The organism is Candidatus Chlorohelix allophototropha (genome assembly GCF_030389965.1).
In the GTDB taxonomy this organism is placed as follows: domain Bacteria; phylum Chloroflexota; class Chloroflexia; order Chloroheliales; family Chloroheliaceae; genus Chlorohelix; species Chlorohelix allophototropha.
On sequence record NZ_CP128400.1, the window covers coordinates 500,776 to 524,839 of the forward strand.

Below are 24,064 nucleotides of genomic sequence, written 5' to 3' on the forward strand. Positions count from 1 at the left end.
ATTACAGTGAGTAAATCTGGAAATAATTCTACCCGTTGGCATTACGCTTACATTATTCTCGGCACAGGCATGTTATGCTTGGTTAGCTCGCTAGGCTTTGGGCGTTTCTCTTACGCACTATTGCTCCCGGCAATGAGGGCGGATTTTAATACCAGCTATACCCAAATGGGTTCGATTGCAACTGCCAATGCGCTGGCATATATGATTTCAGCGCTGGTATGCGGTATCTTGACCGGGCGTTTTGGGGCGCGCGTAGTAATAACCTGCGCTCTAATATTATGCGCCATCGGTGTAGTTTGCACAGGCTTGGCTCAAAGTGTAGAGCAAGCGGCTATCTTTCAATTTTTGTGCGGCTTAGGTACTGGCGGTGCAGTTGGTCCGGTTTATGCTATAACCAATCCTTGGTTTGCGCCCCACAAACGCGGTCTAGCGACCGGGATTGTGCAAATGGGTTCGGGTCTTGGTTTGTTGGTAGGCGGTTTTCTGGTGCCGCAATTGCAAAATGCCGGAGGCGAATCAGGTTGGCGTTATGCTTGGTATGCGCTTGGTCTTCTGATATTTGTAGTCAGCTTCTTGGCGGCAATCTTGCTCAGAAATAACCCGGCTGCGCAGGGGTTATCCCCTTTTGGCAGTAAAAATCAGCCGTCAAAGGTGGCTCATCCTACTCACGCTCGTTCTTCACAACTTGCCAATCTAAAGAGTGTTTATACTTCTATCCGAATCTGGCATCTCGGTATAATTTTCTCCTGTTTTGGGCTATCTTACGTGGTTTATACTGTGTATTTTGCGGCATATCTGGTCAGCAATGGCTTGAGTAATCAGGAAGCCGGGTTTATCTGGAGTGCTGGTGGCTTTGTAAGCGTTGGTGGTTCGCTGCTTTGGGGTATTGTAGCAGATCGGAGAGGTTCTCGATTCTCACTAATGGCGGTGTTATCGATTCAGGCAACCGCATTGCTGATTCTCAGTCTGTTCAACAATACGCTCGGCTATTACTTGGGTGCAATGCTATACGGTTTAGCTTTATGGGGTATTCCGGTAGTAATATCTTATACCACTGCGTTGGTTGCGGGACCTAAAATGACCGCTCCCGCGCTCGGTATGGTAATTGTCTGTTTTAGTGTTGGGCAGGTAATCGGACCGTTGCTGGCGGGCTGGCTTAAGGATGTGAGCGGTTCGTTGGTTATACCATTGATAGTAGCTTCTTGTATTGCTTGGGTAGGGGTATTGCTTTCCACAATGGTCAAGATACCGCGTTACTCATAAAAAGAAGCCTCACCCTGTAAAGTGTGGTGAAGCTTCTTTGCAAACTTACGGCTGACTAATTATTTACCGACCAATCATCGGTGGCTATTGTTTTCCCGTCTTTGTTCTCTATTTCTATTTTCTGGAAAGTAACCGAGATTTCTTCCAACTGTAGCCCATTGCTAGGATCACCGCTTTTAGCTAGGCTATCTTCAGTGTAATTGATATTAGCTATATTCGCATTGGTTAATTTAATGGTAAAGTACACATATTCTTCGCCATTGGCGTTGGTTTTGGTGAACTCAAACAGTACTGATTTCAAATTTTCATTAGTAGTCATAGCTTGGAAAAACTGTGGGGTAGCTGCACCCCATTCTTTGGTGAATGAAATCGGTTTGTGCAAGCGCTTTCCGGTAGCTAACCCTGAAGCTGCATCACGGGGAGAAGTGATTCCATAACTAAAACGAATGCCATCTATTTTATTGGCATTTTTACTCTGCAATGATTCGCCCTTGAACTTACCTTGCTTGGTGCCTTCCACCGTAACGTAGAAGCGTGTTATGCCGTTGGTGGCGAGCTTACTGACCAGTGGGTTAAGCTGGCTGCCGTCATCTTGGGTTACGTTGGGGCTAGTAGTGGTTGTGGCGCTGCTGCTAACAGGCGCATTATCGCCGCAAGCCGCCAGCGTCAGGGAAAGGGTTAAAACCAGCACTGGCAAAATGCTCCAGAATCTCGTTTTGAACTTGTTGCCAGAAAAAATGTGTCCCATTTCTGTTAACTCCTTAATTTTGCTATGAAACCACTTAAATTCTAAATTTATAAACTTCTTGCGTTTTTTTGAATTGAAATTTCGAGATAATTCTAGGACTTATATGCTTGATTCATTATGTGCTAACTCACATTCATACTATTATGAACCTCACATTACCGGATTTTAGCGATTTTAAATTTTCAAACTCATGACAAAGGCTATACTCATTGTGATTTTTTTCTGGGTGGGTATAATTAGTTATTGGAGAACTACTAAAAACTACATTGGTGGCACTTTTATAAATTCTCGTAGATAATGTTGTTTACAGGTTTTTTGCGCCGGTATCAATAGAAAGCGAGAGTGAGGCAGATATGCCCGATTTTAAAATAGTATCTGATTTCAAGCCAACCGGAGATCAGCCGCAGGCGATTGAAAAGCTGGTGAACCACCTGAAAAAGGGTGTGAAAGCCCAAACCTTGCTGGGTGTTACCGGTAGCGGCAAAACTTTTACTATGGCAAATGTAATAGAAGCAGTACAACGTCCCGCTTTGATTCTAGCGCATAATAAAACGCTGGCTGCTCAGTTGTACCAAGAATTTAAAGAGTTCTTTCCTAATAATGCAGTCGAATATTTTGTCAGCTATTACGATTACTACCAACCTGAAGCATATATTCCCCGCAATGATACTTATATTGAGAAAAGCGCGGATATTAACGAAGAAATAGATAAATTACGTCACGCTGCTACTCGTGCTTTGATGGAACGGCGCGATGTGATTATTGTCGCTTCCGTTTCTTGTATTTACGGCTTAGGTTCGCCCGATGAATATGGCAAAGTGGTGGTGCAATTACGCAAGGGCGAAACTATCCGGCGAGATCGCGTGTTGCGCCATTTGGTGGATGTGCAGTATAACCGCAACGATATGTCTCTTACTCGTGGCACTTTCCGCGTGCGTGGCGATACGCTCGAAATTTACCCTTCCTACGAGGAACTGGCGATCAGAGTTGAGCTTTTTGGTGATGAGGTAGATCGAATCACCGAAGTAGACCCGCTTACCGGAGAAATCCTTCGCGAACTGGATTCGGTGGATATTTATCCTGCCAAGCACTTTGTAACTTCTGCCGAGAAAGTAAAGCTTGCGCTTCAAGATATCCGCGATGAACTGGAAGCTCGTGTCAAAGAATTAGAAGAAGAGGACAAGGTGTTGGAAGCGGCACGTCTAAAGCAACGTACTTTGTACGATTTGGAAATGCTGGAAGAGGCAGGCTATTGTAGTGGGGTAGAAAATTACTCCCGCCATTTGGCACGCCGCGCACCGGGAGAACAACCCTGGACACTGCTAGATTACTTTCCAGATGATTACCTTCTGTTTGTGGATGAGTCGCATATTTCGCTGCCACAGGTGCGGGGTATGTACGGAGGCGATCGTTCGCGCAAATTAACCCTGATTGACTACGGTTTCCGTTTGCCTAGCGCTGCCGATAATCGTCCACTCACTTTCCAAGAGTTTGAAAAGCATACCAATCAGGTAATTTTTGTTTCCGCTACGCCCGGTCCTTACGAAACGGAAAATACCGCCGAAGAAAATGTGGTGCAACAAATAATTCGTCCCACCGGCTTGCTCGATCCTGAAATTAGCGTGCGTCCCACCCGCAACCAGATTGATGATCTGATAGGTGAGATTCAGGCACGGGTGCGGAAACGCCAACGTGTGCTGGTAACGACTCTCACTAAGCGCATGGCGGAAGAACTGGCGGATTACCTGATTGAAGCCGGTATCAAGACCCAATATTTGCACAGCGATATTGTAACGCTGGAGCGGGTAGAGATTCTACGCGATTTACGGCTTGGGATTTTTGATGTAGTGGTGGGCATCAACCTATTGCGGGAAGGTTTGGATTTACCCGAAGTATCATTGGTGGCGATTCTTGATGCCGATAAAGAGGGTTTCTTACGTTCCGAAAGCTCTTTAATCCAGACTGTAGGACGCGCTGCGCGCCATAGTGAAGGTCTGGTAATAATGTATGGCGATACAGTTACTAATTCTATGAGACGTGCTATCAACGAGACTTATCGCCGTCGCGCCCTTCAGATGGAATATAACGAAAAACACAATATCCAGCCTGCAACTATTATTAAAGAGATTAAAGATATTACCGACCGGGTGCGAGCGGTGGCTGAAAGCCGTGCCGATTATACAACAGGGGCAGAAGCCGGAGATGCGTTGCCCGGCGCATTACCAAAAGACGAAATTATGCGGTTAGTCAAAGACCTTGAAAGCCAGATGAAAACGGCTGCCAAGCAACTTGAATTTGAAAAAGCAGCGTTGCTCCGCGATCAGATTGTGGAGTTGCGCCGCCTAATTATTGATGAGGATCCGGTTACCCAACCCAAAAGGAACATATTGTAGGGTTTATTCTTCAAAAAGCTTTTTAACTTTGAGAGTAAAACCGGGTATGACATCGTGACCTTCGAGCATGTCTTTCTCGGTGAGAGAAGCCACAGGTTCAAGGCTATTTGGCTGAAAAACCTCGATTGCCTTGCTAACAGGGTCAACCAGCCATATCAGTCGCACCCCTGCTACCTGATAGCGTCTTATGCGGGCGCAAGCGGCAATCGTGCCCTCTCTGGTAGAAGTTTCGGTGGTTGATAATACTTCAAGTACAAGGTCAGGAATCACAGTCAACGCGCTTTTGCTAACCCCTTTGGGTAAGCGTTCATTGGTAATATATGCTAACCCCGGCAATGCTACATTGTATTCGCTTAGTTTGAAGGCAGAATCCACCCAAGCACGTCCTTGACGACGTTGTTGATCAAACGATGAGATGTAAAAAGAGAGGTTGCTAACAATCAGCAAATGCTCATCATCGTTTACTTTTTCAACCAGTTTCCCCTCGATCAGTTCGACAGGCTCTTCAAATTCGGGTAATTGCTCAAATTCAGCGCAGGTATAAGTGCGATTAAGTTCCTTAAATCTTGAAACTAAAGCCATTAAAACTACTCCTGATTATTTATAGCAAGTGGCGATTTTGCAACACGGCGATAACGCGCTCGTGTATTTGTTCAGGTGGATACATATTTCCGGTGGCTTGGTCAATTACATCAAGGCGCACCCAATGCGGTTCACTCTCACACAATTGTAAGTACATCTGCGCTACTTCGGATAGATAACCGCTATTGCGCTCGTGAATATCGCGCTGATGCGTGGTATAGTTGCGGGCTTCCTTGCGATCAACCATACTTTGCGCTACAGCCACTTCCGAGTTAAAAAAGATTACCAAATCCTCGCGTGGGATGGCACTATGGGTTTCATATTCAAGTTGCTTGATCCACTCGACAAATTCTGCACGCTTATCAGAGGGCAATTTCACACTGTGATAAGCCATGTTAGCGCTGGCGTAACGATTAATTAGTATTATATAGCCATTGTTTAGCCAATTCCATAGCTTGGTTGCGGAATCTTTGCGATCTTCTGCATATAGTAGCGAGGAAATATAAGGGCTTACTTCCATTACATCGCCAAAATCACCATTAAGGTAGCGTGCTACCAATTTACCGTAGAAGGAATCGTAGTCGGGGAAATCGGCGCTGGCGATTTTTTTGCCTAGTAACGTTAATTTCTCCAGCAACAGCCTGTGCTGCACCGATTTACCGCTACCGTCTAACCCTTCCAGAACGATAATTTTGCCTTTTGGCTCCATTGAGGAAAAACTTTCTAGCAAGAAAAGAGATTTTATCAGTTAAATCCGGTAAGCTCCACCGGGTTTTCGGCGTTCGTTAAGCGCGTTATCGGCTTGATGTACTTTCTCTTGCGCTTTATCGAACCGCCGCATTGCTAGATTAACATATAGTGCGTCAATCACGCTCAGGTGGGCAATGCGGCTTGCCATTGCCATGTTGCGGAAAGCGGTTTCGCGTGCAGTAGTAATCAACTTAATATCTGAGAATTCGGTGATAGGTCCTCGCACATTACTGGTCAGGCAAATGGTGGTAGCGCCATTCTCGCGGGCTTTACGCAAAGCAAACATAGCTTCTTCTGTGCGTCCGGTGTGGGAAATGGCAAAAGCAACCTCACCTTTTTTCAGTTGAGTGCTAGAAACAGCCTGCATATAGCTATCGGTAACAACCGTTGCAGGCAAACCGATGCGTATAAAGCGATAATAAGCATCAATTGCGGCAGGGGCAGAACTACCGTTGCCATAAAATTCAATTTTGAGAGCTGAGCTTAAAACGTCAACTGCTCTTTCCATCTCTTGACGGTCAAGAGTTTGCAACGAATCTGCAATTGCCTGCAAATCGCTGCGAAACAGCTTACCGGTGATGGTCATTACATCGTCGTTGCGCGAAATATCCTCATGGATTATAGAAACTGCCCCGCTGGATTCGGCTGCCAGCGCCAATTTAAAATCCTTGTATCCGGTGAAAGCCAACGCCCTGCAAAATCGAACTACAGTCGCTTCGCTGGCACTAGCCACGCGCGCCAATTCATTAACCGAATAGGTGGTAACTTCGTGTGGATGTCCAATTATATATTCGGCAACTTTACGTTCAGCCGGGAAGAGAGTGTTATTTATAAGGGCAGTTTCAATGCGGGCAATACAACTGGTAAGCTGGATGGTATCTGCTTCACCGCTAGTATTAATTATTTCACTCATCTCCTTAGGTCTTTTCCTTTGTGAGAAACTAGATTTCATGAAGCTTGCTGAATGAGGAAATTATACCATAAGTTAGAGCTTTACACGGCGCGGATGGGTTCTTAGTTTTTCGGCAGTGATGATTGCTATAATTTTATCAACCGTTTCGGCTAGGCGGCTTTCGTAGTTTATTACAACATAGTCGAAGGTGGGTATGGCTTTCATTTCGACTTGGTAAGTATTCAAACGGCGGTTGAGGCTTTCGGGCGTTTCGGTATTACGATTCCCTAGACGATTTATCAAGGCTTCAAAGGTAGGGGGCGCAAGGAAAATAAATAAGGCATTTGGCACTTCTCGCTTGATGTGTGCTGCACCCTGTACATCGATACGTAGGATGGTATCTTCGCCCCGGTTTAGCGAATCGCGTACATCGTGTTTAGGTACACCGTAGCTATTGTTATAGACTACTGCATTTTCAAGCAGTTCACCCGATTTGAGTAATTGATAGAATTCTTCAGGGGTATAAAACCAGTAATCTTTGCCATGCACTTCATCCGGTCGTTTAGAGCGCGTGGTGGCAGTAACCACGAAATGAAAGGGTATTTTCCGCTGCTTTAACTCATCAATTACTGCATCTTTGCCTACTCCACTGGGACCACTGATAATTATAAGAAGCGGATTTTCCTGCCCCATGTACTCAGACAATTTCACCTCCCCTGACTGCTTTGCAAATATGGCTCTGTGCATTTAAACCTGTGCGTTGTCGGTATTCTTGTACGACCTTTTCCTCGAAATCGGGCAAGCACTTAGTGGCTACGATATTGACGGTACAACCGCCAAAGCCCGCACCGGTCATTCTAGCCCCGATTACTCCGGGGACAGCTTGTGCTAGATCAACCAGCAAATCAAGCTCGGCACAACTAACCTCGTAATCATCGCTCAGGCTGGTGTGGGAGGCGTTTAACAACTCTCCAAAGCGCCGGAGATTGGCAGGATTTGTGAAACCGGCTTGCATACGTTCAATTGCTTCAAGCGTCCGCGCATCTTCGGTGATTACGTGGCGAGCGCGCATTCTCAAAGTTTCGGGTAATGTTTCAGCCTGATTGTTAAAGTCGGAAAGGCTGATGTCACGTAATTGAGAACGGTTAGGCAAGCCTAGTTGGTTCGAAAGAATTCTAGCGGCTTCCTCGCACTCGGCGCGCCGTTTGTTGTAGGCGCTTCCGGCAAGGGTTCGTGGCACGGCGCTATCCACTGCCACGATTTTGTAACCAAGTTCCTCTAGCCCAAGCGGGATAGTGCGAAATTCAAGCGAACGAGTGTCTATGAGTAAAGCCGAGTCCGGTTCGCCCATTGCAGAAATGAACTGATCCATTATGCCGCTTTTAACTCCAATATACTCGTTTTCGGCTTTCTGGCACGCCAGCGCCATTTGTACTCGCTCGAAACTGCTACCCCCCAAATGTAAGAAAGCTAATGCGGCGGCAACTTCAAGCGCTGCCGAACTGCTCAAACCTGCTCCACGCGGGACATCACCCTGAATCAGCAATTGCGCTCCCGGTAGCCCATTTAAATCCAGCAACCCGCTTTGCGCCAATGCCCACATCACCCCTTGCACATACTTAGCCCACATCGGGGCTTTACCGACAATGGGTTCCAGATTTGCAGGCTCAAATGTGGCACTATCGTTGTATTCGAGCGATACCAGTTCAAAGTGCCGGGCATCGGTAATTGGCGCAATTGCTATCAAAACACTGCGATCAATTGCTACTGGAAGTACGAACCCACCGTTATAGTCGGTATGTTCACCTATCAAGTTGACACGACCGGGAGCGCGCGCTACAAATGCAGGAGCTACCCCAAACGCTTTCTTGAATTCAATTTTTACTTGTTCTATTCTAATTGATTCTTCCATAATCCTTATTATAGCGAGTCTGGATAAAATCTGCATTACCTCTGCTAATATAGCCTGAACCGGAAAATTATTATTAGTGCAAGCTCAGTATGTTTGCAATTTAGGAGTCTATAGGGTAAACTTATTGTGTATAAGGTTAAGAGTTGGACTTGCTGTTGACCTTGAAACTATATGATGGTAATACCGGGAAGCTATAAATACTTGGCTGTACGGTTTTATGTGGCATACAGTCGAAGGGAGAATAGAGAAATGGCAAACGGAAATCTTAAAAAAACCTTGCGTAAAGTCGTAGAAGGTGAGCATTTAGCAGCTAACGCTTTAGCAGTAGCTGCTAGTAAAGCAAAAGAACTGGATTTACAGCAACTCTTTACTGAACTTAGCACTAAACATGAAACGAATGCAGTTAACGCCGGAACAAAGTTAAAAGAGTTGGGCGGAAAATATCCCACTCCCGGTTTGCGGGACACCCTTAAAAAGGGGTGGGAATCGGTAGCTACATCTCGAACAGCTTTAGATGCTATTAAATTGCTCCAGAAAAAAGAACGCGAAGCCCTTGTCGATTATAAGGGAATCCTGAAAAATACTAAGGATGAGGGATTGGTGAACATGATGGCACGCCATCTCGCCGATACCGTAGATAATGTGACCAAACTGGATCAAAAGGTTACCGAATTACAGAAAAAGAAAAAAGGCGGTAAATTTTTGGGTTTGCCGCGTTTGGTGTGGCTGGCAGCTTTGGGCACAGGAGCCGCAGTTTTCGTAATTCGGCGTCGCTCTAGTGCTCCAGAAAATCCCAGCACTCCCACTAATTCGACCGGTACGCCCGCCGGCGATAGCAATAAATCATAAGGTGGGGTTCGAAGGCATGTTGCTTTACACCTGTTTTGGCGTAAATGAGATGCCGGAATAGTTAGATACGGGGCGAGCGACTCGTTGTGCGTTCGCCCTTTTCGTTACCAAGGAGTAGATACTATCGAATCGAATGAATTGGCTCGGTTGATTGTTGAAATAGCCGAGGACAAAAAAGCCAGCAACATCATTTTGTTGGACATCCGAAATGTTTCAATACTTGCCGATTACTTTGTAATTTGCAGCGGTAATAGCGAAAGACAAGTTAAGGCAATCGCGCGTGATATTGAAGAACGCCTAAAAGAACAAGAAGTGATGGTGGCACACCGGGAAGGCATGGATCCAGGTCGGTGGGTTTTGCTGGATTATAGCGATGTAATTGTTCACGTATTCACCCCTACCGAGCGAGATTACTATCGGTTGGAGAAACTCTGGTCAGGCGCACAAACTGTGCTTGTGGTACAATAAGCGGGTAATAGGGAATAACGACTTAGGGAGCAATATGAGTAAAGAAGCTAATGCCACAAAAGTAATCAGTAATCCCGAAAATAGTAAGGAACTTCTCACGGGGGTTTTAATAGGTGGAGCATTAGGGGTAGCAGTCGGCGCGCTTGCTACTATATTGGCGCGGCTGTTTATTGGTCTAATCCGTAAGGTTTTGCATCTCGACGATCAGAAGTTTGACCCTCGCTGGTTATTGCAATAATTCGGAAGGTTTAAGTTGCTGCACATGCTCACAAAGCTTGTTGGTGTGGGTTGCCACTTGTTCGTTGTTTCCTTGTGAAAGAACTGTTACAAACATGCTTAGTTCTTCCTGTATTTTTGTAGCAATGATCTCGGTTTTGTGAGCTAGCCTTCGGAAACGGATGCGCTCTTTTTCTAGTTCGATGAGGTACTCTGCGTTTAGTTGCTGGCTATGAGCTAGCTCAGCGTAGAGTTTTTTTATTTCCTGATTTAAAACCGTATTTTGAACTTCAAGTATTTTATGTTTCTTTTGCAAGGGTAATCTCTCTATAAATTCCTTGAGTTTGTATAATATTACACAAATACTACAGGCTGATTATACAGACCTTGATAAGGATAAAGCAATGCTGTTGCAAGAGCATCAAGTAAAAGGCTGGTGAAAATTCGATAAATGAAACACGCTTTAACTATAAAAGGTAAAACTTTTGTTTGGGGCGAACGCGCTTATGTGATGGGCATTCTCAATCTCACTTCCGATTCTTTTTCCGGCGATGGGTTGGGCGTAGATTTTGAAAAAATTGTCACACAGGCAAGAACCTTTGCTGAACACGGTGCGGATTTACTTGATATAGGAGGTGAAAGTACCAATCCATATCATTCCAGCCCGGTTACGGCAGAAGAAGAATTGAGAAGAGTTATTCCTGCTATTCGAGCCATTGTAGCTGTGACCGATTTGCCTATTTCTATTGACACCTATAAACCAGAAGTTGCCAGCGCCGCGCTTGAGGCAGGCGCAGATATAATTAATGATATTCATGGGTTGGAAGATACGCAAATGCAGGAATTGGCGGCAATAACAGGCGCTCCGGTGATTGCAATGCATATGCGCGGAACGCCTGCTACAATGCAGCAAATGACCGATTACAACGGTGATGTGGTAGGCGCGCTGTTTGCTTATTTTAAGCGAAGGATATCCGAGCTTGAAGTTGCCGGCATAGCTCTTGATAAATTAATAATTGATCCCGGTTTTGGTTTTGCCAAAACCATAGTACAAAACTATGAATTGCTGAATAACCTTCCTATTTTCAAGACACTGGGTTTACCGTTGCTGGTAGGGGTTTCGCGTAAAGGGTTTATCGGGCGAGGTATGGTAGAACCGGGGCAAGAACCTCCTCCACCCCAAGACCGAATTCTAGGAACGGCGGCGGCAGTGGCGCTTGCCATTGCAAACGGTGCCGATATTGTCAGGGTTCACGATGTAGCCGAAATGATGGGAGTAGTGCGTCTCGCAAATGCTATAACCCGTAGTTAGCGGTAATGAAACAAAACCCGAAAAGCTTGTGTCTTAGTTTTTAGCGATATAAATTGAGATAACTTGAGGGAAAAATTATGAGCGAAGATAATAAAACTGAAGTCTCGGAAGTAAATCAAACTTGGCCCAACCCACAACCTAACCCGCGTTATTCACCACCTACCGGTTATGTTCCGGCTAACTCGGCGCCTGAGTGGAAAAGCGCCACCTCGTATCAGGCAGATAATTATAATCCAAATCCTTATAATGCTAATCCGGTACCACCTTACCAGAAAACACCGGTCGACCTTTATCGGCTTGCCGAGAAAAGAGTCAAGGAAAAGATGCGCTTTTACAAGCATCTGACCAGCTACCTGACGGTAAATGCTTTATTGTGGGCGATCGCGTTTATCGGTTGGCTGAGCAACGGTTCACACAACCTCTGGACTCTGATTTGGCCGATTTGGGTTACCGTTTTCTGGGGAATCGGGTTAGTGTCGGACTATATAAAAATATTCGGTTTGGGCGAATCTACTCAGCAGCGGATGATTGATGAAGAGCTACGCCGTTTGAGGCGGTAAGGCTTAAAGTCTAATAAAAAGTTAAATGACAAATCTTTGCCAACCTTGAAAAATTATGCTATGCTTTTATTTATAGCATGAGTAGTATAACTTCGAGATTATCAAACTGCTCAATATTCTAGGCTAAGGGTTTGTCATAATAGTATGGCTGCAAAATATGAATATGGGGTGTTAAATTACTACCCAACACCACAAGCCTGGATAATTAATTTCACTGCTACCGATTCGGCTCAAAATATCGAGCGGAAAGCATCTTCTAGCGCCGAAGGTATCCGAGTCGATGTTTTCCAGGTTTTGAAAACGCTTGGTGAGGTCGGTTGGATTGTGTTTCAGGTGGATGGTTACATAGAGCGCGAGTATCCGGTTTATCATTTGAGGAGAGTAAGCAATTGAAGTTCACTTTGAACCTTAAGAAGTTAGGAGTTGGGTTCAAGATCGGTAAACAAAAAAACGCTCTTAATTATCCCTATACTCATAATTTCCAGGTACAAGACACTCTCCTTGAAAATCCACTACTGCCTACTTCAAATCCGTTGGTTAAGGGTTTAACTGAGAGTAAAGCTTCTCAATCTTGGTTGGAAGAAAAACAATCCAGAGATGTTAAAGCCTTAGTTGTTCCCTTAGAGCAAACACTTAACCACTACGAAATTATTCTCCAACGCTATGACTCGATGGTTGGAAAACTTTTGCTGGATATGGCGGGGGCTTCCCGGTGGAATCGGCTTATTTCTAAGCCACGCCTCATTCAGAAAAAAGGCAAGTCTATAAACGGTTGGGGTTGGGTTATTTATCGAGTACACTCTTCTGGGGAAGCAATCTTACCGGAGAATCCTACTCCCAATAACTACACCCTCTTTAACTTTTGGCAGATCACTTTTGATTGTGCCTTAAAACCCGATTTTTCTAACGATTACAATCTCTGGAACTTGCATGCAATTGATAGTCTGTCCGAATTTGAGCGTTTGGCTCCCAGTGAAATAGAAAACTGGCTTAAAGAACAACTCTATCGGATGTATAAAACAGGGTGTTTATGGGTTGCACTTCCTGACTTGCTCGATAGCAAAGGACGCAGCCGAAAACCCGATATTAATGATGCCTTGTACACATATAATATGCTTAGCTTTGGACGCAACTACGATCCTTACCAAACTGAACAACACTTCTACGATCGTCCCCCCTACTCTAACCAATTTATTCCGGGTTACTTTAAACGCTAAATATAATTCTTGATTAATTTGTTAAGAAGAATTATTGCGGTTTAAGTCTTGCAAAAGCAGATATATATACTATAATGTGACTTAACCAGCATTCCTCACTCCCTACGAGGCGATTCTGGTACACCACCCACGCATGTTCGGATGTAGTAAATGGAGGAAACACATGGCAAAAATGCGGATTCTCTCACACCTCGGCGATACTGTCGTTGTTTATGATGTCGAGAAAGCCACTGAGGGTGATCCTGATTCAATAAAAGCTGTTAAAGAAGCGGAAAGAATTTTCAAGGAAGCTCGCGCTCGTGGTGCGACCGCTTTCCGAGTTGATGCTCCTGATAAGGCTGCCGAACGAATTGATAAATTCGATAAGACTGCCGAGCAAATTATCGTTGTGCCGCGAGTCGCCGGGGGCTAATAATGGATTTATTGAGTAGCTTTATTGCGTTTGGAGTATTTGCGCTACTCGCTATCTCAATATATATGGTCTTTTACGGGCGGCTTGGGCTTCGATACCCGCTTGGAAATCGTCATGCGGCTTTTGCCCGCTACTACGTTAACAAGCAGGAAGCGGAGCAACGTGCAGAGCAACTCTTGAAGATCCTACTCCCTTCCGAGCAATATAATCACCTTGTTCGTAAAGGCTATCTGGAAGTCCAGAGCGGGATGTATCCTTATCGTACTTATCGTATTCCTCGTCATCGCGGGAGTGTGGAAGTATATGAAATGGGTCGTCTTGTAATGAGCCTTTGCGTACAACCTACTGAAGTTATACCGGATGCTGATGTGGTGGTTATGCACAAGTTGATGATTGAAGGGAACGAGCGCGAATATCTACGCCGCGCTAATTATTTTGATCGCCAGACTGACCCATTCTGGTAAAAAAAATAGTGCTGGTTGGCTCTCGGAAAACATTCCGAGAGCTTTTTTTATTACAAATAATTAATCTCAGAAACTATAATTAAATTGATTATTTGCCACATTAATTCTAGAACTTGATTCGCATACATGTTCATAAATACATGACCTCAAACCGATTATATCTTAATTACAATGCCGATTATTAAGATATCAAAATTAAATCTTATTAATTGTGCAACCATTCTATTGCATGTACGTTATTTATTACGTATAATCAATACACTTCGTGACAATATCATTGTCACATTTTGGGATAGTGATTTTCGCCAAAAATACCTAAATGATTGAGAAAGGTGGGCAGTTATGGCACGTGGACGTACCAATAACATTAATGATTACATTGATGACTATGAAGCCGCTTCACGGGACTATGCTGAAATGGGTCCTTTATGGGCCGAGATGTACTTCCCGGACGACTTTGAAACTTTGAAAGTAATTATGGGTGGCAGGGATAATAATGCTGAAGCCGCATTTTCTCAATCTCAGGATTCAGGTAAGGTAGCAGGCATTAAAAACTAGGGACTTTTAGGGACTCATTTAAATATTATTGACCCCTGCTTTGTTATGGCAGGGGTTTTACTTTTTTATAAGTATCGAGTTTTGGGAATAAATATAAATACGGCTAGGGTGATTGCCCCGAATATTAACACGCCAACAGCTATTGTCATTGGTGCGCCTATGAATTCGGCAGCTGTACCCCCTAACAAACTTCCGATTGGTAGCAGTCCCATTGAGGCTAGTTGCCAAACGCTGATTATCCTGCCTCGCATATTGTCTGGTACGTTGGTTTGAACTATAGTATTAACCGAGGATTGTACCGTTACCATTGCGCCACCTGCAATAGCTAGGAAAGGTAATGAAGCAAGTATAATCGGCATAAATGAAAAAATTACCAGCGAGAGAACCATTATAAATGTGCCAATTTGTACGAAGCGCGCTCGTTTCTCAAGCTCGCTCAAGCGCGCTATTATCAACCCACCGATAACTGCCCCAACTCCTACCGCTCCCATTAAAAGCCCATAGGAATCTGCGCCTGATCTGTACACGTCTTTGGCAAAAACCGAAAGTAAGCTTAAATAGGGGAAAACAAAAATTGAGAAGGCGGCTGATGACGCTATCAAGCCCAACATAGGCTTGTTACTCCACAGGAAGGAAAAGGTCTCTCGAATTTCAGAGGTGACAGTATGTTTCTGTGTGGTTGTAGTAATCGCCGGAATTTGTACCATAAACAAGGCGAGTAATACTGCTCCAAAACTCAGAGCATTTATAAAGAAACAGGCTGCTACCCCGAAGATTACTACTATCACCCCTGCAATTGCCGGTCCGATCACTCGGCTCAGGTTGAACTGGATTGAGTTCATGGCGATTGCATTCATCAGGTTTTCTTTCCCCACCAAATCGAGCATTATAGTCTGGTATGCCGGTGCGTTGAAGGCAGACACCATTCCCACAAAGCTGACAATTATTACTATCAACCAGATATTAATCAGGTTGGTAAAAGTCAAAATTGCCATTACCAGTATAGAAATAAGCATAAGACTTTGGGTTACCAGCAAAACGTTTCGCCGTGAGTTTCGATCCGCGATTACTCCCCCGTAAAGTCCGAACAATAGCATAGGCAAATTACCGATAAAGTTGACCAGACCGAGAATGAAAGGGGATTGGGAAAGCGAAAGTACCAGCCAATTCTGGGCAATGGTTTGCATCCAGTTGCCGATGTTGCTGACAAATGCGCCGTTCCAGAACAGCCGGAAATTGCGGTTTTGCATAGCCACGAACATTTTGCTGGGTTTGCGCTTTTTGGTTGCTGGAATAGTTGGGAATGCAGGTGAAGCAGTTAAAGTTTCCCCGCCGGATTCAAAGTCCGTGCTTGGTTGATCTGCCATTCGGTAATTGATTCTCCTCCTGTAGATCAATTATACATCTGCGTGCAATGAGTGTCACCGGACGCGCCTCTGGTCGGGATTCTGATTGCCTTACACTCGCGGGTTTTTGGTTTGGATAACGGTTAGCTTGTCCCCTGTTCGGATAGTTCCCCGATTCTCATGTATGAGATTCTGCCCAAAAAGTACCCCACCGTTTTGAGCACGTCGGAAAGTGGCAAGGGTTCGGAGCGGTTCTTTACTAACGGCGGCATTACTTTGGTCGGTACAGGTTATCGGGCAGCGGGCGCAGGGTTTGACCGCACTAAAGGTAATTTCTCCAAGCTGAAATCGTTTTATTTGGTCTTCCATATAGGGAATACCGCTGCCTTTTAGCACAATATTGGGACGGAAGCGATTCATGGGCAAAGGAGTTTCCAGCCGCCCGTTCAAATCTTCAAGCGACTCTTCCGAGAGCAACAAAAAAGGGAATCCATCGGCAAAACCCACTTCATCGCTATCACTCACAGCGTACAAAGAATTAACGCCACGCACAAAGTCGGGTGCCATTTTGACCAGACGACAATCGACTCGTAAAAATTCGCCAAGCCATTGTGCGACAACCTCGCCTTGATCTATACACTCACAACGGCTTTTCCAGACCGTAGCTTTTACCTTTCCCCCTTCGTTTACCAGCGGCACTTGCAGAGATGGCATACCGGGCGCAACGAGAAACAGCGTTTCGTTGCGGATTTCCGGTTTTATGAATGCCATGCGGGGTAATTCGCGCTGAGTAAGGAAGAGCATATCATCTGAAGATACCACCATTAATTCACGGTCGTGTTCAAAACCTTTTGCGCCTATAGTTCCCTCATCTACCCTGATTCCGGCACATGATTTTATAGGGTAATAATACAATGCCGCAACGGTGGCTCTTTCCAGTTGCGCCTTTTTATCCTCTTTTTTTGTAACGCTGCTCATTATTTTCAGCTTTCTATAATTTTGAAGGTAGCTTTATTTTCGGGTTTTGCAAATAATACCATTGCAATCTGTTAAAATCTATCTGAAAATTGCGGCATTAAACAGAAAGAGGCTATAAATTAATGAAAGCGGCAGTATTTAGCGACGTAGAAGGTACACTGGTATCCGGTAGCCTACCCGCTACCTTTCTTGAGATGGGCAAAAGCCTGCATCATTTTTCAAAACTCAAGCGTTTTCAGATTGACGCGATTGGTTTATTCTCGCGGTTGTTGCCGAGCAAATTCCAACGGTATTCCCAATTAATCAGCCTGTTAATTGCCATCAAGGGCGAGACCCCCGGACAGGTACAAGAACTGATAGAGCAAGTAAATCCAGAATTGATAAAGCGGTTGAAAATGGAGGTAGTCGGGCGAATTGAGGCGCATCGTAAAGAAGGTTTGCCGCTAATTTTGGTGAGTGCGGCGATGCATCAAGCGGTGGTACATTTGGGAAAAGAGATGGACGGGAGAGGCGAGGGAACGCATATTCGTATAAAAGGAGGTCGCTATATTACTAAAGTGGAAGGCGGCATCTGTCAGGGGGAAGGCAAAGCAGCCCGCGCCCGCGAAATCATAAATGAAATGGGGCTTGACCCGGCTTTGTGCTACGCTTTCGGCGATACCGGAAGCGATATTCCTTTCCTCGCATTATTCGGACATCCTTGCGCGGTTGACCCTGATGCGAAACTTGCGGCGGAAGCCATAAGCAGAGGCTGGGAAATTATCCACACCCGAAACGGTTAGCCTTGACGCATGCAAAAACCGAACATTTAGTCTATAATCTATATGTAAGGATAAATTAAAAGGCATTCAAGAGGTTAATCAGGAGCGTTATGGAACCCGAAAATATTGTAATTAAGGGCGCAGAGCAGCATAACCTGAAGAAAATAGATGTAAAAATACCCCGTAACAAACTGGTAGTTCTAACCGGAGTGAGCGGAAGCGGCAAGTCTTCGCTGGCGTTTGATACTATATATGCGGAGGGACAACGCCGCTATGTAGAAAGTCTTTCCTCCTATGCCCGGCAATTTCTGGGACAGATGGAAAAGCCCAAAGTTGATTTCATTGGTGGGCTTAGCCCTGCGATTGCGATAGAGCAAAAAACTGTCAGCAAAAACCCCCGTTCTACCGTAGGCACAGTCACCGAAGTGCTGGATTACCTGCGGGTGCTGTATGCCCGAATAGGCACTGCGCATTGCCCGGACTGTGGTCGGGTGGTGCAAGCGCAAACGGCACAGCAAATTGCCGATCAATTGGCAAACCTTCCCTCCGGTACGCGCCTACAACTTCTTGCGCCAATCGTGCGTGAACGCAAAGGCACACATGCCGAACTGCTAGAACAGGCGCGTAAGGATGGTTTTGTACGCGCCCGTATTGATGGCAAAATTTTGGATTTGAGCGGCGAAATCAAGCTGGCAAAGACCAAAAAACATAATATCGAGTTGGTGATTGATCGCCTCAAAGTGCCGGACGAAGAAGGGGAAGTGCGGCAGGATTTTGAAAAGCGGTTGGCAGACTCGGTTTCTACTACGCTGCAAGCTGGAGATGGATTGCTGGTAGCCGATTTGGGCGAGGGTAAGGACTTGATTTTAAGCGAGCAAAACGCCTGCCCGAATTGCTCTACCAGTTTCCCGGAGTTATCACCACAGCTTTTCAGCTTCAATTCACCGCTTGGGATGTGCCCCGATTGTCATGGGCTTGGCACAAAAATGTCGGTTGATCCAAACTTGATTGTTTCGCGCCCCGACCTTTCATTAATGGATGGGGCATCGCGTTGGTATGGTGAACTGCGAAAGAAAAAAGAAGGCTGGACTTTCAAGCAACTCAAGACTCTGGCAGAATATTATGAAGTTGACCTAGAAACACCTTGGAAAGATTTGCCTGAAAAGTTCCGCCATATAGTTTTGTACGGTTCGGGCGATGACAAGATTAAATTCAGCTATGAGAATCGCACCGCCGATAGCACTTGGACTGGCGAGAGTCTGCGTGTTACCAAAGGCATTGTGTATCACGCCGAACGTCTTTTCCGACAAACTTCCTCCGAATATACTCAGCGTTTCTACGCCAGCTTTATGAGTGAACAGCCCTGTGACGGTTGTGGCGGGGCGCGTTTACGGGCAGAAGCACGTGGGGTAAAAGTTGGCGGTATATCGCTGACCGAAATCGGCTCAATGACTATTGCTAACGCGCTCGAATGGGTTAAAGGGCTGTATCGGCAACTTGACCCAGAACAGTTTCAGATAGCGGGCGAAGTTCTGAAAGAGATTCGAGAACGCCTCCAGTTTATGCTGAACGTGGGGTTGTATTACCTGACTCTAGATCGCCCTGCGCCTTCCCTGTCGGGTGGTGAAGGGCAACGTATTCGCCTTGCCAGCCAACTTGGTTGTGGCTTGGTAGGGGTGTTGTACATTCTGGATGAGCCGAGTATTGGTTTGCACCCTCGCGATAACCGCGCCCTGCTGGATACCTTGCTGCAATTGCGCGATATGGGAAATACGGTGCTGGTGGTTGAGCATGATGAAGATACGATGATGAGCGCGGATTGGTTAATTGATATGGGACCACGCGCCGGGGTGTTGGGCGGAGAAGTAGTGTCGGCGGGTTTGCCTCGACAAGTAGCGGATGATCCGCTCTCTCTAACCGGGCGATATTTGAGGGGCGATTTGGTGGTGAGTGCCTCGAACGAGTCGCGGCGAACTCCCAACGGGAAATATCTTTCGCTGGTGAATGCGCGTCTCCACAACCTTAAAAATGTGACCGCCCGTTTTCCACTCGGCTTGTTTACCTGTGTTACTGGCGTAAGCGGTAGCGGCAAAAGCAGCCTGATTTCGCAAACGCTCTATCCTGCTTTGGCGCATACCCTACACCGCGCCGAACAACGAATCGGGTTACATGATCGCCTTGAAGGGCTAGAACATCTCGACAAGGTAATTAACATCACGCAAGAACCGATAGGGCGCACCCCACGCTCGAATCCTGCCACCTACGTAGGTTTGTTTGATGATATAAGGAAAACTTTTGCCGCCTCACCAGAAGCACGTACCCATGGCTATGGTGCAGACCGTTTCAGCTTTAATGTGAAGGGTGGGCGTTGCGAGGCTTGCAAAGGGCATGGGCTAAAACGGATTGAGATGCACTTTCTGGCAGATATGTGGGTGACTTGCCGGGAATGTAAAGGGATGCGTTATAATCGCGAAACTCTCTCGGTGCGCTTCAAGGGTAAGAATATTGCACAGGTTTTGGATATGGATGTACAGGAAGCCCTCGAATTTTTCGCCAATATCCCCTCCATTGCGCGCGTTCTGCAAACTTTGCACGATGTTGGGTTGGATTACGTTAAACTCGGTCAGAGCGCGACCACTCTAAGTGGTGGCGAGGCGCAGCGTGTAAAGTTGGCTTCGGAGCTTTGCCGGGTATCCACCGGGCGTACCGTCTATATTCTGGATGAGCCCACTACCGGGTTGCATTTTGCTGATATTCAACGCTTGCTGGATGTGTTGCATCGTTTGGTAGATGCGGGGAATACAGTCATCGTGATAGAACATAACCTCGATGTAATAAAGACCGCTGACTGGCTAATTGATCTAGGACCAGAAGGTGGCGAGGGCGGCGGTGAAATTCTGGCGGAAGGCACACCAGAGCAGGTGACGTTGGTTGAGCGTAGTTATACCGGCAAATTCCTGAGACAGAATTTTGAGAAGAATTTAACTCCAAACTTGCCCTAGCTTTACCAGCCTGTTATAGTAACTCTGTCTAAATTATCTCCAGACGAGGTGAGAACAATGGGCATACTTCAAGATTTATTTGAGCTATTGCGGGATAATAGCAGTTTACAGGTAGAAGAAGAAGCTGGACGCGATGTAATAATTGCTCTGGCAGGTAACAGCGGTGAAGTGCGTGATAGACTACAACGCGCTTTAAGTTCGCGCCTTGAAAGCCTCTGGACAACTAGCCCTTTCAGAGTGGTTGAGACTAACGAGAATCCGGGACTGGATAAGGAAAACAGTGAAGGTGGTCTGCTACTGTATGTGCTTTACGCGGGCGATCGTATCCCGGAAGCCAAGAAGTTGTGGCTGGAAGGCGTAGTAGCGAATACCTCGGTGGCGGGGTTGGTCGTAGTAATCCCGCCTGTGAGAGATGATTCATTTGACCGTAATAGAAAAAGCCGTTTTAATCTGTTGCGCCTGATCGGTAATAACGGTGAGAATAGCGCCGAAAAAGGTTCTGAAAATGAACCAGCGGACTGGGAAAGCGAGTTGGAACGCTTTACACAGAACAATGACCGACTCGGAATGGTCAAACTGACCTCACTGGAATTCGAGGATTTGCAAAAGCAACTGTTGCCCGCTATTGTGCAACGCCTGCCCGACCGCTTGCTGGCGTTGGCAAAGCGCGCGCCTCTATTCCGTAATTCTGTCGCAGATTACTTTATAAGCCGCGCCGCCCGTGAAAATGCAGAACTGGTATTACTCTCGAATGCCACTTCATTTATACCGATTCTTTCCGACCTTTTTGGCGGCGGGGCGGATTTTGTACTGTTAAGTAAAAACCAATTTGAATTGAGCAATCGGCTTGCCGCTCTTTACGGTCAAAATCGCTCAAGTCGTTTTGAAATCTGGCTTGAAGTGTCTCCGATTATAGCCAGCGCGCTGGTATGGCGCAGTATTTCGCAGGTGTTGACCGCTAAATTACCGCGTTTACTACACATTTTGCCCAAAGCCGGTATCGCCTATACTGCTACTTATGCGGTAGGTCAGGCGGCGCGCTATTATTATGCGGGTGGGCGCACTGCCCCTGCTCAGTTATCTATGCTTTTAAGCGCTGCCTTTGCGCGTTTTCGAGAACGCTTCCAACCGAACGGCGACTCTAAGCACGATGGCAGCGAACCTCCCCGGCAGCTCAGAAGGCTATAAGCCGGGTTATGGAGCGCGAGTTACCTCCGCCAGATTTCTTCAAAGGTGTCGCTGAGTTCAATGCTCGTGAGTTTTTTGAATGTCACGAAACCCTTGAGAAAATCTGGCTGGAAGAACCCGGCGAAATCCGGAAGCTGTATCAGGGTATCTTGCAAATCGGGGTGGGTTTTTATCACTGCCTCACTCGTCAAAATTATCGGGGCGCAGTTACGCTTCTGCAAAACGGGATTGATAAATGTCGCCCTTTTGCGCCACAACAATTCGGGCTAAATCTGGAAGCGCTAATAAAAGAAACGGAACTTGCTTTAAGTAGGATTAAAGAGCTGGGTACGGAGCATATTGCTAACTTTGACTCGTCGCTGATACCGACTCTAAACGAAATCTCTCAAATTGGGTAAAGTAATATACAAATCTAACATAATACTCGCCTAATCCGCTTGACGTACTGGCTAGCTTTAGTTATAATGCGAAAAGGTTGCGGGTGTTTCTCGTAATTTTGCCTCGGCTCATTCAATTATTCCTTCTGTTCACGGTTTCACAAATTCCAGAAAAAAGCCAATGTTGATTAAGAGCCAGCCCCAGAGAAACCCAACAAAAACTTGCAGCATAGCACATTTTCATTCCTGATTTACAATGCCCGGCGAAATATTGAAAATAAATTTCCCTCTTACCAGGTTAGTAGCCTGATAAAAGTGTATAAGCTCATTTTAGATGTCTTCTGCGCCGCTAACAGCCTGCTTAATCATAGCGAAAGCTAAAAATAATGGTTAATCCCACTGTTCACTCAATTGCCCGGTTAACCTCAATGCTGAAGGTTAACCTGCTTCTCAGAGTGGGTCAATATAGATTATGTTAGATGTGATATGCATGAGTTGAAATTAGCGTGTGTATGAGCCAGCCGCTAATTATGTTATTTGATAATTCAGGAGTTTAATTTAGTGAACCTCGCAGAGTTAGAAACCAAAACAGTTGAAGACCTTCGTGATATGGCGCGTGAGCTTGGTATGAGCGGGTTCAGCACCATGAAGAAGCAAGACCTGATAATGAAACTTATTCAGGCGCAAGCTGAACAACAAGGCAACATCTTCGCTGCCGGTATCCTTGAAACAATGGAAGATGGCTTTGGCTTTTTGCGCCAGGATCGTTACCTACCCGGTCCTGATGATATTTATGTAAGCCAATCCCAGATTCGGCGTTTCGGGTTGCGCACTGGCGACCGTGTATCCGGTCAGGTACGTCCGCCAAAGGATAATGAGAAATATTTCAGCCTTTTGCGCGTAGAAGTAGTCAACGGCATGGACCCTGAAGTGGCGCGCCGCCGTCCGAATTTTGACAGCTTGACCCCGATATTTCCACGACAGCTTATTGATCTTGAAACTGCGCCAAATATACTTTCCACCCGTCTTTTGAATCTGGTAGCGCCTATCGGTCGGGGGCAGCGCGGTATGATTGTATCGCCGCCCAAAGCTGGTAAAACGATGCTGCTAAAATCAATAGCCAACGGCATTACCGCTAACTACTCTGACATACACCTGATGGTATTACTCATCGGTGAGCGTCCAGAAGAAGTTACCGATATGAAGCGGAGTGTAAACGGCGAGGTTATCAGCAGTACCTTTGACGAAGAAATTGATAACCACACTAAAGTGGCGGAAATGGCTTTGGAACGTGCCAAGCGTTTGGTGGAAGGCGGCAGGGATGTAGTTATCCTGCTGGATAGTATCACCCGCCTTGCCCGTGCCTATAACGTAGCAATGCCTCCCAGTGGTCGTACCCTTACCGGCGGTATTGACCCGGTAGCGCTATATCCACCGAAGCGGTTTTTCGGCGCAGCCCGTAATATCGAGGAAGGCGGCAGTTTGACCATTATCGCTACTTGTCTGGTAGATACCGGCTCTCGTATGGACGATGTAATTTACGAAGAGTTCAAGGGAACCGGCAATATGGAATTGCACCTTGACCGCAAACTGGCGGAACGTCGTATCTATCCGTCTATCGACATCCAACGCAGCAGTACCCGTCGCGAAGAATTGTTGCTCGACGAGCAATCGCTCAAGCAAGTCTGGACAATGCGCCGAATGGTTTCGGCTCTGGGTGGTACTGAAGGTATCGAACTGCTATTGCAACGTATGGCTAAAACTCACAATAACCCTGAGTTCCTCACAACTCTAACCAAGGATGTACTTTAGAGCT

Annotated in this window: 26 protein-coding genes; 17 read left to right on the forward strand and 9 right to left on the reverse strand. The window is 46.0% G+C overall.

Going from position 1 to position 24,064, the window contains the following annotated elements:
• Positions 1–6 precede the first annotated feature (6 nt).
• Positions 7–1,263, forward strand: a complete 1,257-nt coding sequence (locus OZ401_RS14835) for an MFS transporter (protein WP_341471246.1) — start codon at positions 7–9, stop codon at positions 1,261–1,263.
• Between the two features lie 55 nt (positions 1,264–1,318).
• Here OZ401_RS14835 and tssD read toward each other — a convergent pair whose 3' ends face one another.
• Complete coding sequence (gene tssD, locus OZ401_RS14840) at positions 1,319–2,011, reverse strand: type VI secretion system tube protein TssD (protein WP_341471247.1); 693 nt, start codon at positions 2,009–2,011, stop codon at positions 1,319–1,321.
• Between the two features lie 353 nt (positions 2,012–2,364).
• Here tssD and uvrB point away from each other — a divergent pair, with 353 nt between their 5' ends.
• Positions 2,365–4,404 (forward strand): excinuclease ABC subunit UvrB, encoded by a 2,040-nt coding sequence (uvrB, locus tag OZ401_RS14845; protein ID WP_341471248.1) that lies wholly within the window; start codon positions 2,365–2,367, stop codon positions 4,402–4,404.
• Between the two features lie 3 nt (positions 4,405–4,407).
• On the opposite strand, the gene OZ401_RS14850 is transcribed toward uvrB, so the two are convergent.
• The 5 genes from OZ401_RS14850 to galK form a co-directional block, all read right to left on the reverse strand.
• Positions 4,408–4,986 carry a Uma2 family endonuclease gene (locus OZ401_RS14850; RefSeq protein WP_341471249.1) on the reverse strand — a complete coding sequence of 193 codons (579 nt, stop codon included), beginning with the start codon at positions 4,984–4,986 and terminating at the stop codon, positions 4,408–4,410.
• Positions 4,987–5,005: 19 nt separating this feature from the next.
• Positions 5,006–5,695: a nucleoside/nucleotide kinase family protein gene (locus tag OZ401_RS14855; protein ID WP_341471250.1), complete on the reverse strand. Its 690-nt coding sequence runs from the start codon at positions 5,693–5,695 to the stop codon at positions 5,006–5,008.
• Positions 5,696–5,734: 39 nt separating this feature from the next.
• Positions 5,735–6,649, reverse strand: coding sequence for a MurR/RpiR family transcriptional regulator (locus tag OZ401_RS14860; RefSeq protein WP_341471251.1), 915 nt, complete (start codon positions 6,647–6,649; stop codon positions 5,735–5,737).
• Between the two features lie 72 nt (positions 6,650–6,721).
• Positions 6,722–7,321, reverse strand: coding sequence for a guanylate kinase (locus OZ401_RS14865; protein ID WP_341471821.1), 600 nt, complete (start codon positions 7,319–7,321; stop codon positions 6,722–6,724).
• A gap of 4 nt (positions 7,322–7,325) precedes the next feature.
• Positions 7,326–8,540, reverse strand: a complete 1,215-nt coding sequence (gene galK / locus OZ401_RS14870; protein ID WP_341471252.1) for a galactokinase — start codon at positions 8,538–8,540, stop codon at positions 7,326–7,328.
• Positions 8,541–8,789: 249 nt separating this feature from the next.
• Here galK and OZ401_RS14875 point away from each other — a divergent pair, with 249 nt between their 5' ends.
• From OZ401_RS14875 to OZ401_RS14885, 3 genes are all read left to right on the forward strand, one after another.
• Entirely contained in the window at positions 8,790–9,389 is a 600-nt protein-coding gene (locus tag OZ401_RS14875; protein WP_341471253.1) for a ferritin-like domain-containing protein, read from the forward strand.
• 84 nt (positions 9,390–9,473) lie between these two features.
• A complete protein-coding gene (gene rsfS / locus OZ401_RS14880) occupies positions 9,474–9,857 on the forward strand; it encodes a ribosome silencing factor (RefSeq protein ID WP_341471254.1) in 384 nt (127 codons plus the stop codon).
• A 34-nt stretch (positions 9,858–9,891) separates the two neighbouring features.
• Complete coding sequence (locus OZ401_RS14885; RefSeq protein ID WP_341471255.1) at positions 9,892–10,095, forward strand: hypothetical protein; 204 nt, start codon at positions 9,892–9,894, stop codon at positions 10,093–10,095.
• Here the strand turns inward: OZ401_RS14885 and OZ401_RS14890 are convergent.
• Positions 10,084–10,389: a hypothetical protein gene (locus OZ401_RS14890; RefSeq protein WP_341471256.1), complete on the reverse strand. Its 306-nt coding sequence runs from the start codon at positions 10,387–10,389 to the stop codon at positions 10,084–10,086. The two genes, OZ401_RS14885 and OZ401_RS14890, sit on opposite strands and share 12 nt — an antisense overlap.
• A gap of 135 nt (positions 10,390–10,524) precedes the next feature.
• Here OZ401_RS14890 and folP point away from each other — a divergent pair, with 135 nt between their 5' ends.
• From folP to OZ401_RS14925, 7 genes are all read left to right on the forward strand, one after another.
• Positions 10,525–11,385, forward strand: a complete 861-nt coding sequence (gene folP / locus OZ401_RS14895) for a dihydropteroate synthase (protein WP_341471257.1) — start codon at positions 10,525–10,527, stop codon at positions 11,383–11,385.
• Between the two features lie 77 nt (positions 11,386–11,462).
• Positions 11,463–11,945: a 2TM domain-containing protein gene (locus tag OZ401_RS14900; protein ID WP_341471258.1), complete on the forward strand. Its 483-nt coding sequence runs from the start codon at positions 11,463–11,465 to the stop codon at positions 11,943–11,945.
• Positions 11,946–12,089: 144 nt separating this feature from the next.
• On the forward strand, positions 12,090–12,338 hold the full coding sequence (locus OZ401_RS14905) for a hypothetical protein (protein WP_341471259.1): 249 nt from the start codon (positions 12,090–12,092) through the stop codon (positions 12,336–12,338).
• A complete protein-coding gene (locus tag OZ401_RS14910; protein ID WP_341471260.1) occupies positions 12,335–13,162 on the forward strand; it encodes a hypothetical protein in 828 nt (275 codons plus the stop codon). The genes OZ401_RS14905 and OZ401_RS14910 overlap by 4 nt, the downstream gene beginning before the upstream one ends.
• Before the next feature lie 163 nt (positions 13,163–13,325).
• Positions 13,326–13,574, forward strand: coding sequence for a hypothetical protein (locus OZ401_RS14915; RefSeq protein WP_341471261.1), 249 nt, complete (start codon positions 13,326–13,328; stop codon positions 13,572–13,574).
• A 2-nt stretch (positions 13,575–13,576) separates the two neighbouring features.
• Positions 13,577–14,038 carry a hypothetical protein gene (locus OZ401_RS14920; RefSeq protein WP_341471262.1) on the forward strand — a complete coding sequence of 154 codons (462 nt, stop codon included), beginning with the start codon at positions 13,577–13,579 and terminating at the stop codon, positions 14,036–14,038.
• Positions 14,039–14,380: 342 nt separating this feature from the next.
• Complete coding sequence (locus tag OZ401_RS14925) at positions 14,381–14,596, forward strand: hypothetical protein (RefSeq protein ID WP_341471263.1); 216 nt, start codon at positions 14,381–14,383, stop codon at positions 14,594–14,596.
• A 65-nt stretch (positions 14,597–14,661) separates the two neighbouring features.
• Here the strand turns inward: OZ401_RS14925 and OZ401_RS14930 are convergent, their stop codons facing one another.
• Both OZ401_RS14930 and OZ401_RS14935 read right to left on the reverse strand, forming a co-directional pair.
• Positions 14,662–15,963: an MFS transporter gene (locus OZ401_RS14930; protein WP_341471264.1), complete on the reverse strand. Its 1,302-nt coding sequence runs from the start codon at positions 15,961–15,963 to the stop codon at positions 14,662–14,664.
• A 90-nt stretch (positions 15,964–16,053) separates the two neighbouring features.
• A complete protein-coding gene (locus OZ401_RS14935) occupies positions 16,054–16,920 on the reverse strand; it encodes an MOSC domain-containing protein (protein WP_341471265.1) in 867 nt (288 codons plus the stop codon).
• 122 nt (positions 16,921–17,042) lie between these two features.
• Here OZ401_RS14935 and OZ401_RS14940 point away from each other — a divergent pair, with 122 nt between their 5' ends.
• The 5 genes from OZ401_RS14940 to rho all read left to right on the forward strand — a co-directional run bounded on the left by OZ401_RS14940 (position 17,043) and on the right by rho (position 24,060).
• Complete coding sequence (locus tag OZ401_RS14940) at positions 17,043–17,702, forward strand: HAD family hydrolase (RefSeq protein WP_341471266.1); 660 nt, start codon at positions 17,043–17,045, stop codon at positions 17,700–17,702.
• 89 nt (positions 17,703–17,791) lie between these two features.
• On the forward strand, positions 17,792–20,683 hold the full coding sequence (gene uvrA, locus OZ401_RS14945; RefSeq protein WP_341471267.1) for an excinuclease ABC subunit UvrA: 2,892 nt from the start codon (positions 17,792–17,794) through the stop codon (positions 20,681–20,683).
• Between the two features lie 57 nt (positions 20,684–20,740).
• Positions 20,741–21,871 (forward strand): hypothetical protein, encoded by a 1,131-nt coding sequence (locus OZ401_RS14950; protein ID WP_341471268.1) that lies wholly within the window; start codon positions 20,741–20,743, stop codon positions 21,869–21,871.
• 8 nt (positions 21,872–21,879) lie between these two features.
• Positions 21,880–22,269 carry a DUF309 domain-containing protein gene (locus tag OZ401_RS14955; protein WP_341471269.1) on the forward strand — a complete coding sequence of 130 codons (390 nt, stop codon included), beginning with the start codon at positions 21,880–21,882 and terminating at the stop codon, positions 22,267–22,269.
• Between the two features lie 540 nt (positions 22,270–22,809).
• The gene (gene rho / locus OZ401_RS14960) at positions 22,810–24,060 is read left to right on the forward strand and encodes a transcription termination factor Rho (protein WP_341471270.1); all 1,251 of its coding nucleotides are present in this window, start codon (positions 22,810–22,812) and stop codon (positions 24,058–24,060) included.
• Positions 24,061–24,064 lie beyond the last annotated feature (4 nt).

Coding starts and splice junctions, on each gene's coding strand:
- tssD (WP_341471247.1), bottom strand. CDS start 2,011: ATGGGACACATTTTTTCTGGCAACAAGTTCAAAACGAGATTCTGGAGC.
- uvrB (WP_341471248.1), top strand. CDS start 2,365: ATGCCCGATTTTAAAATAGTATCTGATTTCAAGCCAACCGGAGATCAG.
- OZ401_RS14850 (WP_341471249.1), bottom strand. CDS start 4,986: ATGGCTTTAGTTTCAAGATTTAAGGAACTTAATCGCACTTATACCTGC.
- OZ401_RS14855 (WP_341471250.1), bottom strand. CDS start 5,695: ATGGAGCCAAAAGGCAAAATTATCGTTCTGGAAGGGTTAGACGGTAGC.
- OZ401_RS14860 (WP_341471251.1), bottom strand. CDS start 6,649: ATGAGTGAAATAATTAATACTAGCGGTGAAGCAGATACCATCCAGCTT.
- OZ401_RS14865 (WP_341471821.1), bottom strand. CDS start 7,321: ATGGGGCAGGAAAATCCGCTTCTTATAATTATCAGTGGTCCCAGTGGA.
- galK (WP_341471252.1), bottom strand. CDS start 8,540: ATGGAAGAATCAATTAGAATAGAACAAGTAAAAATTGAATTCAAGAAA.
- OZ401_RS14875 (WP_341471253.1), top strand. CDS start 8,790: ATGGCAAACGGAAATCTTAAAAAAACCTTGCGTAAAGTCGTAGAAGGT.
- OZ401_RS14885 (WP_341471255.1), top strand. CDS start 9,892: ATGAGTAAAGAAGCTAATGCCACAAAAGTAATCAGTAATCCCGAAAAT.
- folP (WP_341471257.1), top strand. CDS start 10,525: ATGAAACACGCTTTAACTATAAAAGGTAAAACTTTTGTTTGGGGCGAA.
- OZ401_RS14900 (WP_341471258.1), top strand. CDS start 11,463: ATGAGCGAAGATAATAAAACTGAAGTCTCGGAAGTAAATCAAACTTGG.
- OZ401_RS14905 (WP_341471259.1), top strand. CDS start 12,090: ATGGCTGCAAAATATGAATATGGGGTGTTAAATTACTACCCAACACCA.
- OZ401_RS14915 (WP_341471261.1), top strand. CDS start 13,326: ATGGCAAAAATGCGGATTCTCTCACACCTCGGCGATACTGTCGTTGTT.
- OZ401_RS14920 (WP_341471262.1), top strand. CDS start 13,577: ATGGATTTATTGAGTAGCTTTATTGCGTTTGGAGTATTTGCGCTACTC.
- OZ401_RS14925 (WP_341471263.1), top strand. CDS start 14,381: ATGGCACGTGGACGTACCAATAACATTAATGATTACATTGATGACTAT.
- OZ401_RS14930 (WP_341471264.1), bottom strand. CDS start 15,963: ATGGCAGATCAACCAAGCACGGACTTTGAATCCGGCGGGGAAACTTTA.
- OZ401_RS14935 (WP_341471265.1), bottom strand. CDS start 16,920: ATGAGCAGCGTTACAAAAAAAGAGGATAAAAAGGCGCAACTGGAAAGA.
- OZ401_RS14940 (WP_341471266.1), top strand. CDS start 17,043: ATGAAAGCGGCAGTATTTAGCGACGTAGAAGGTACACTGGTATCCGGT.
- uvrA (WP_341471267.1), top strand. CDS start 17,792: ATGGAACCCGAAAATATTGTAATTAAGGGCGCAGAGCAGCATAACCTG.
- OZ401_RS14950 (WP_341471268.1), top strand. CDS start 20,741: ATGGGCATACTTCAAGATTTATTTGAGCTATTGCGGGATAATAGCAGT.
- OZ401_RS14955 (WP_341471269.1), top strand. CDS start 21,880: ATGGAGCGCGAGTTACCTCCGCCAGATTTCTTCAAAGGTGTCGCTGAG.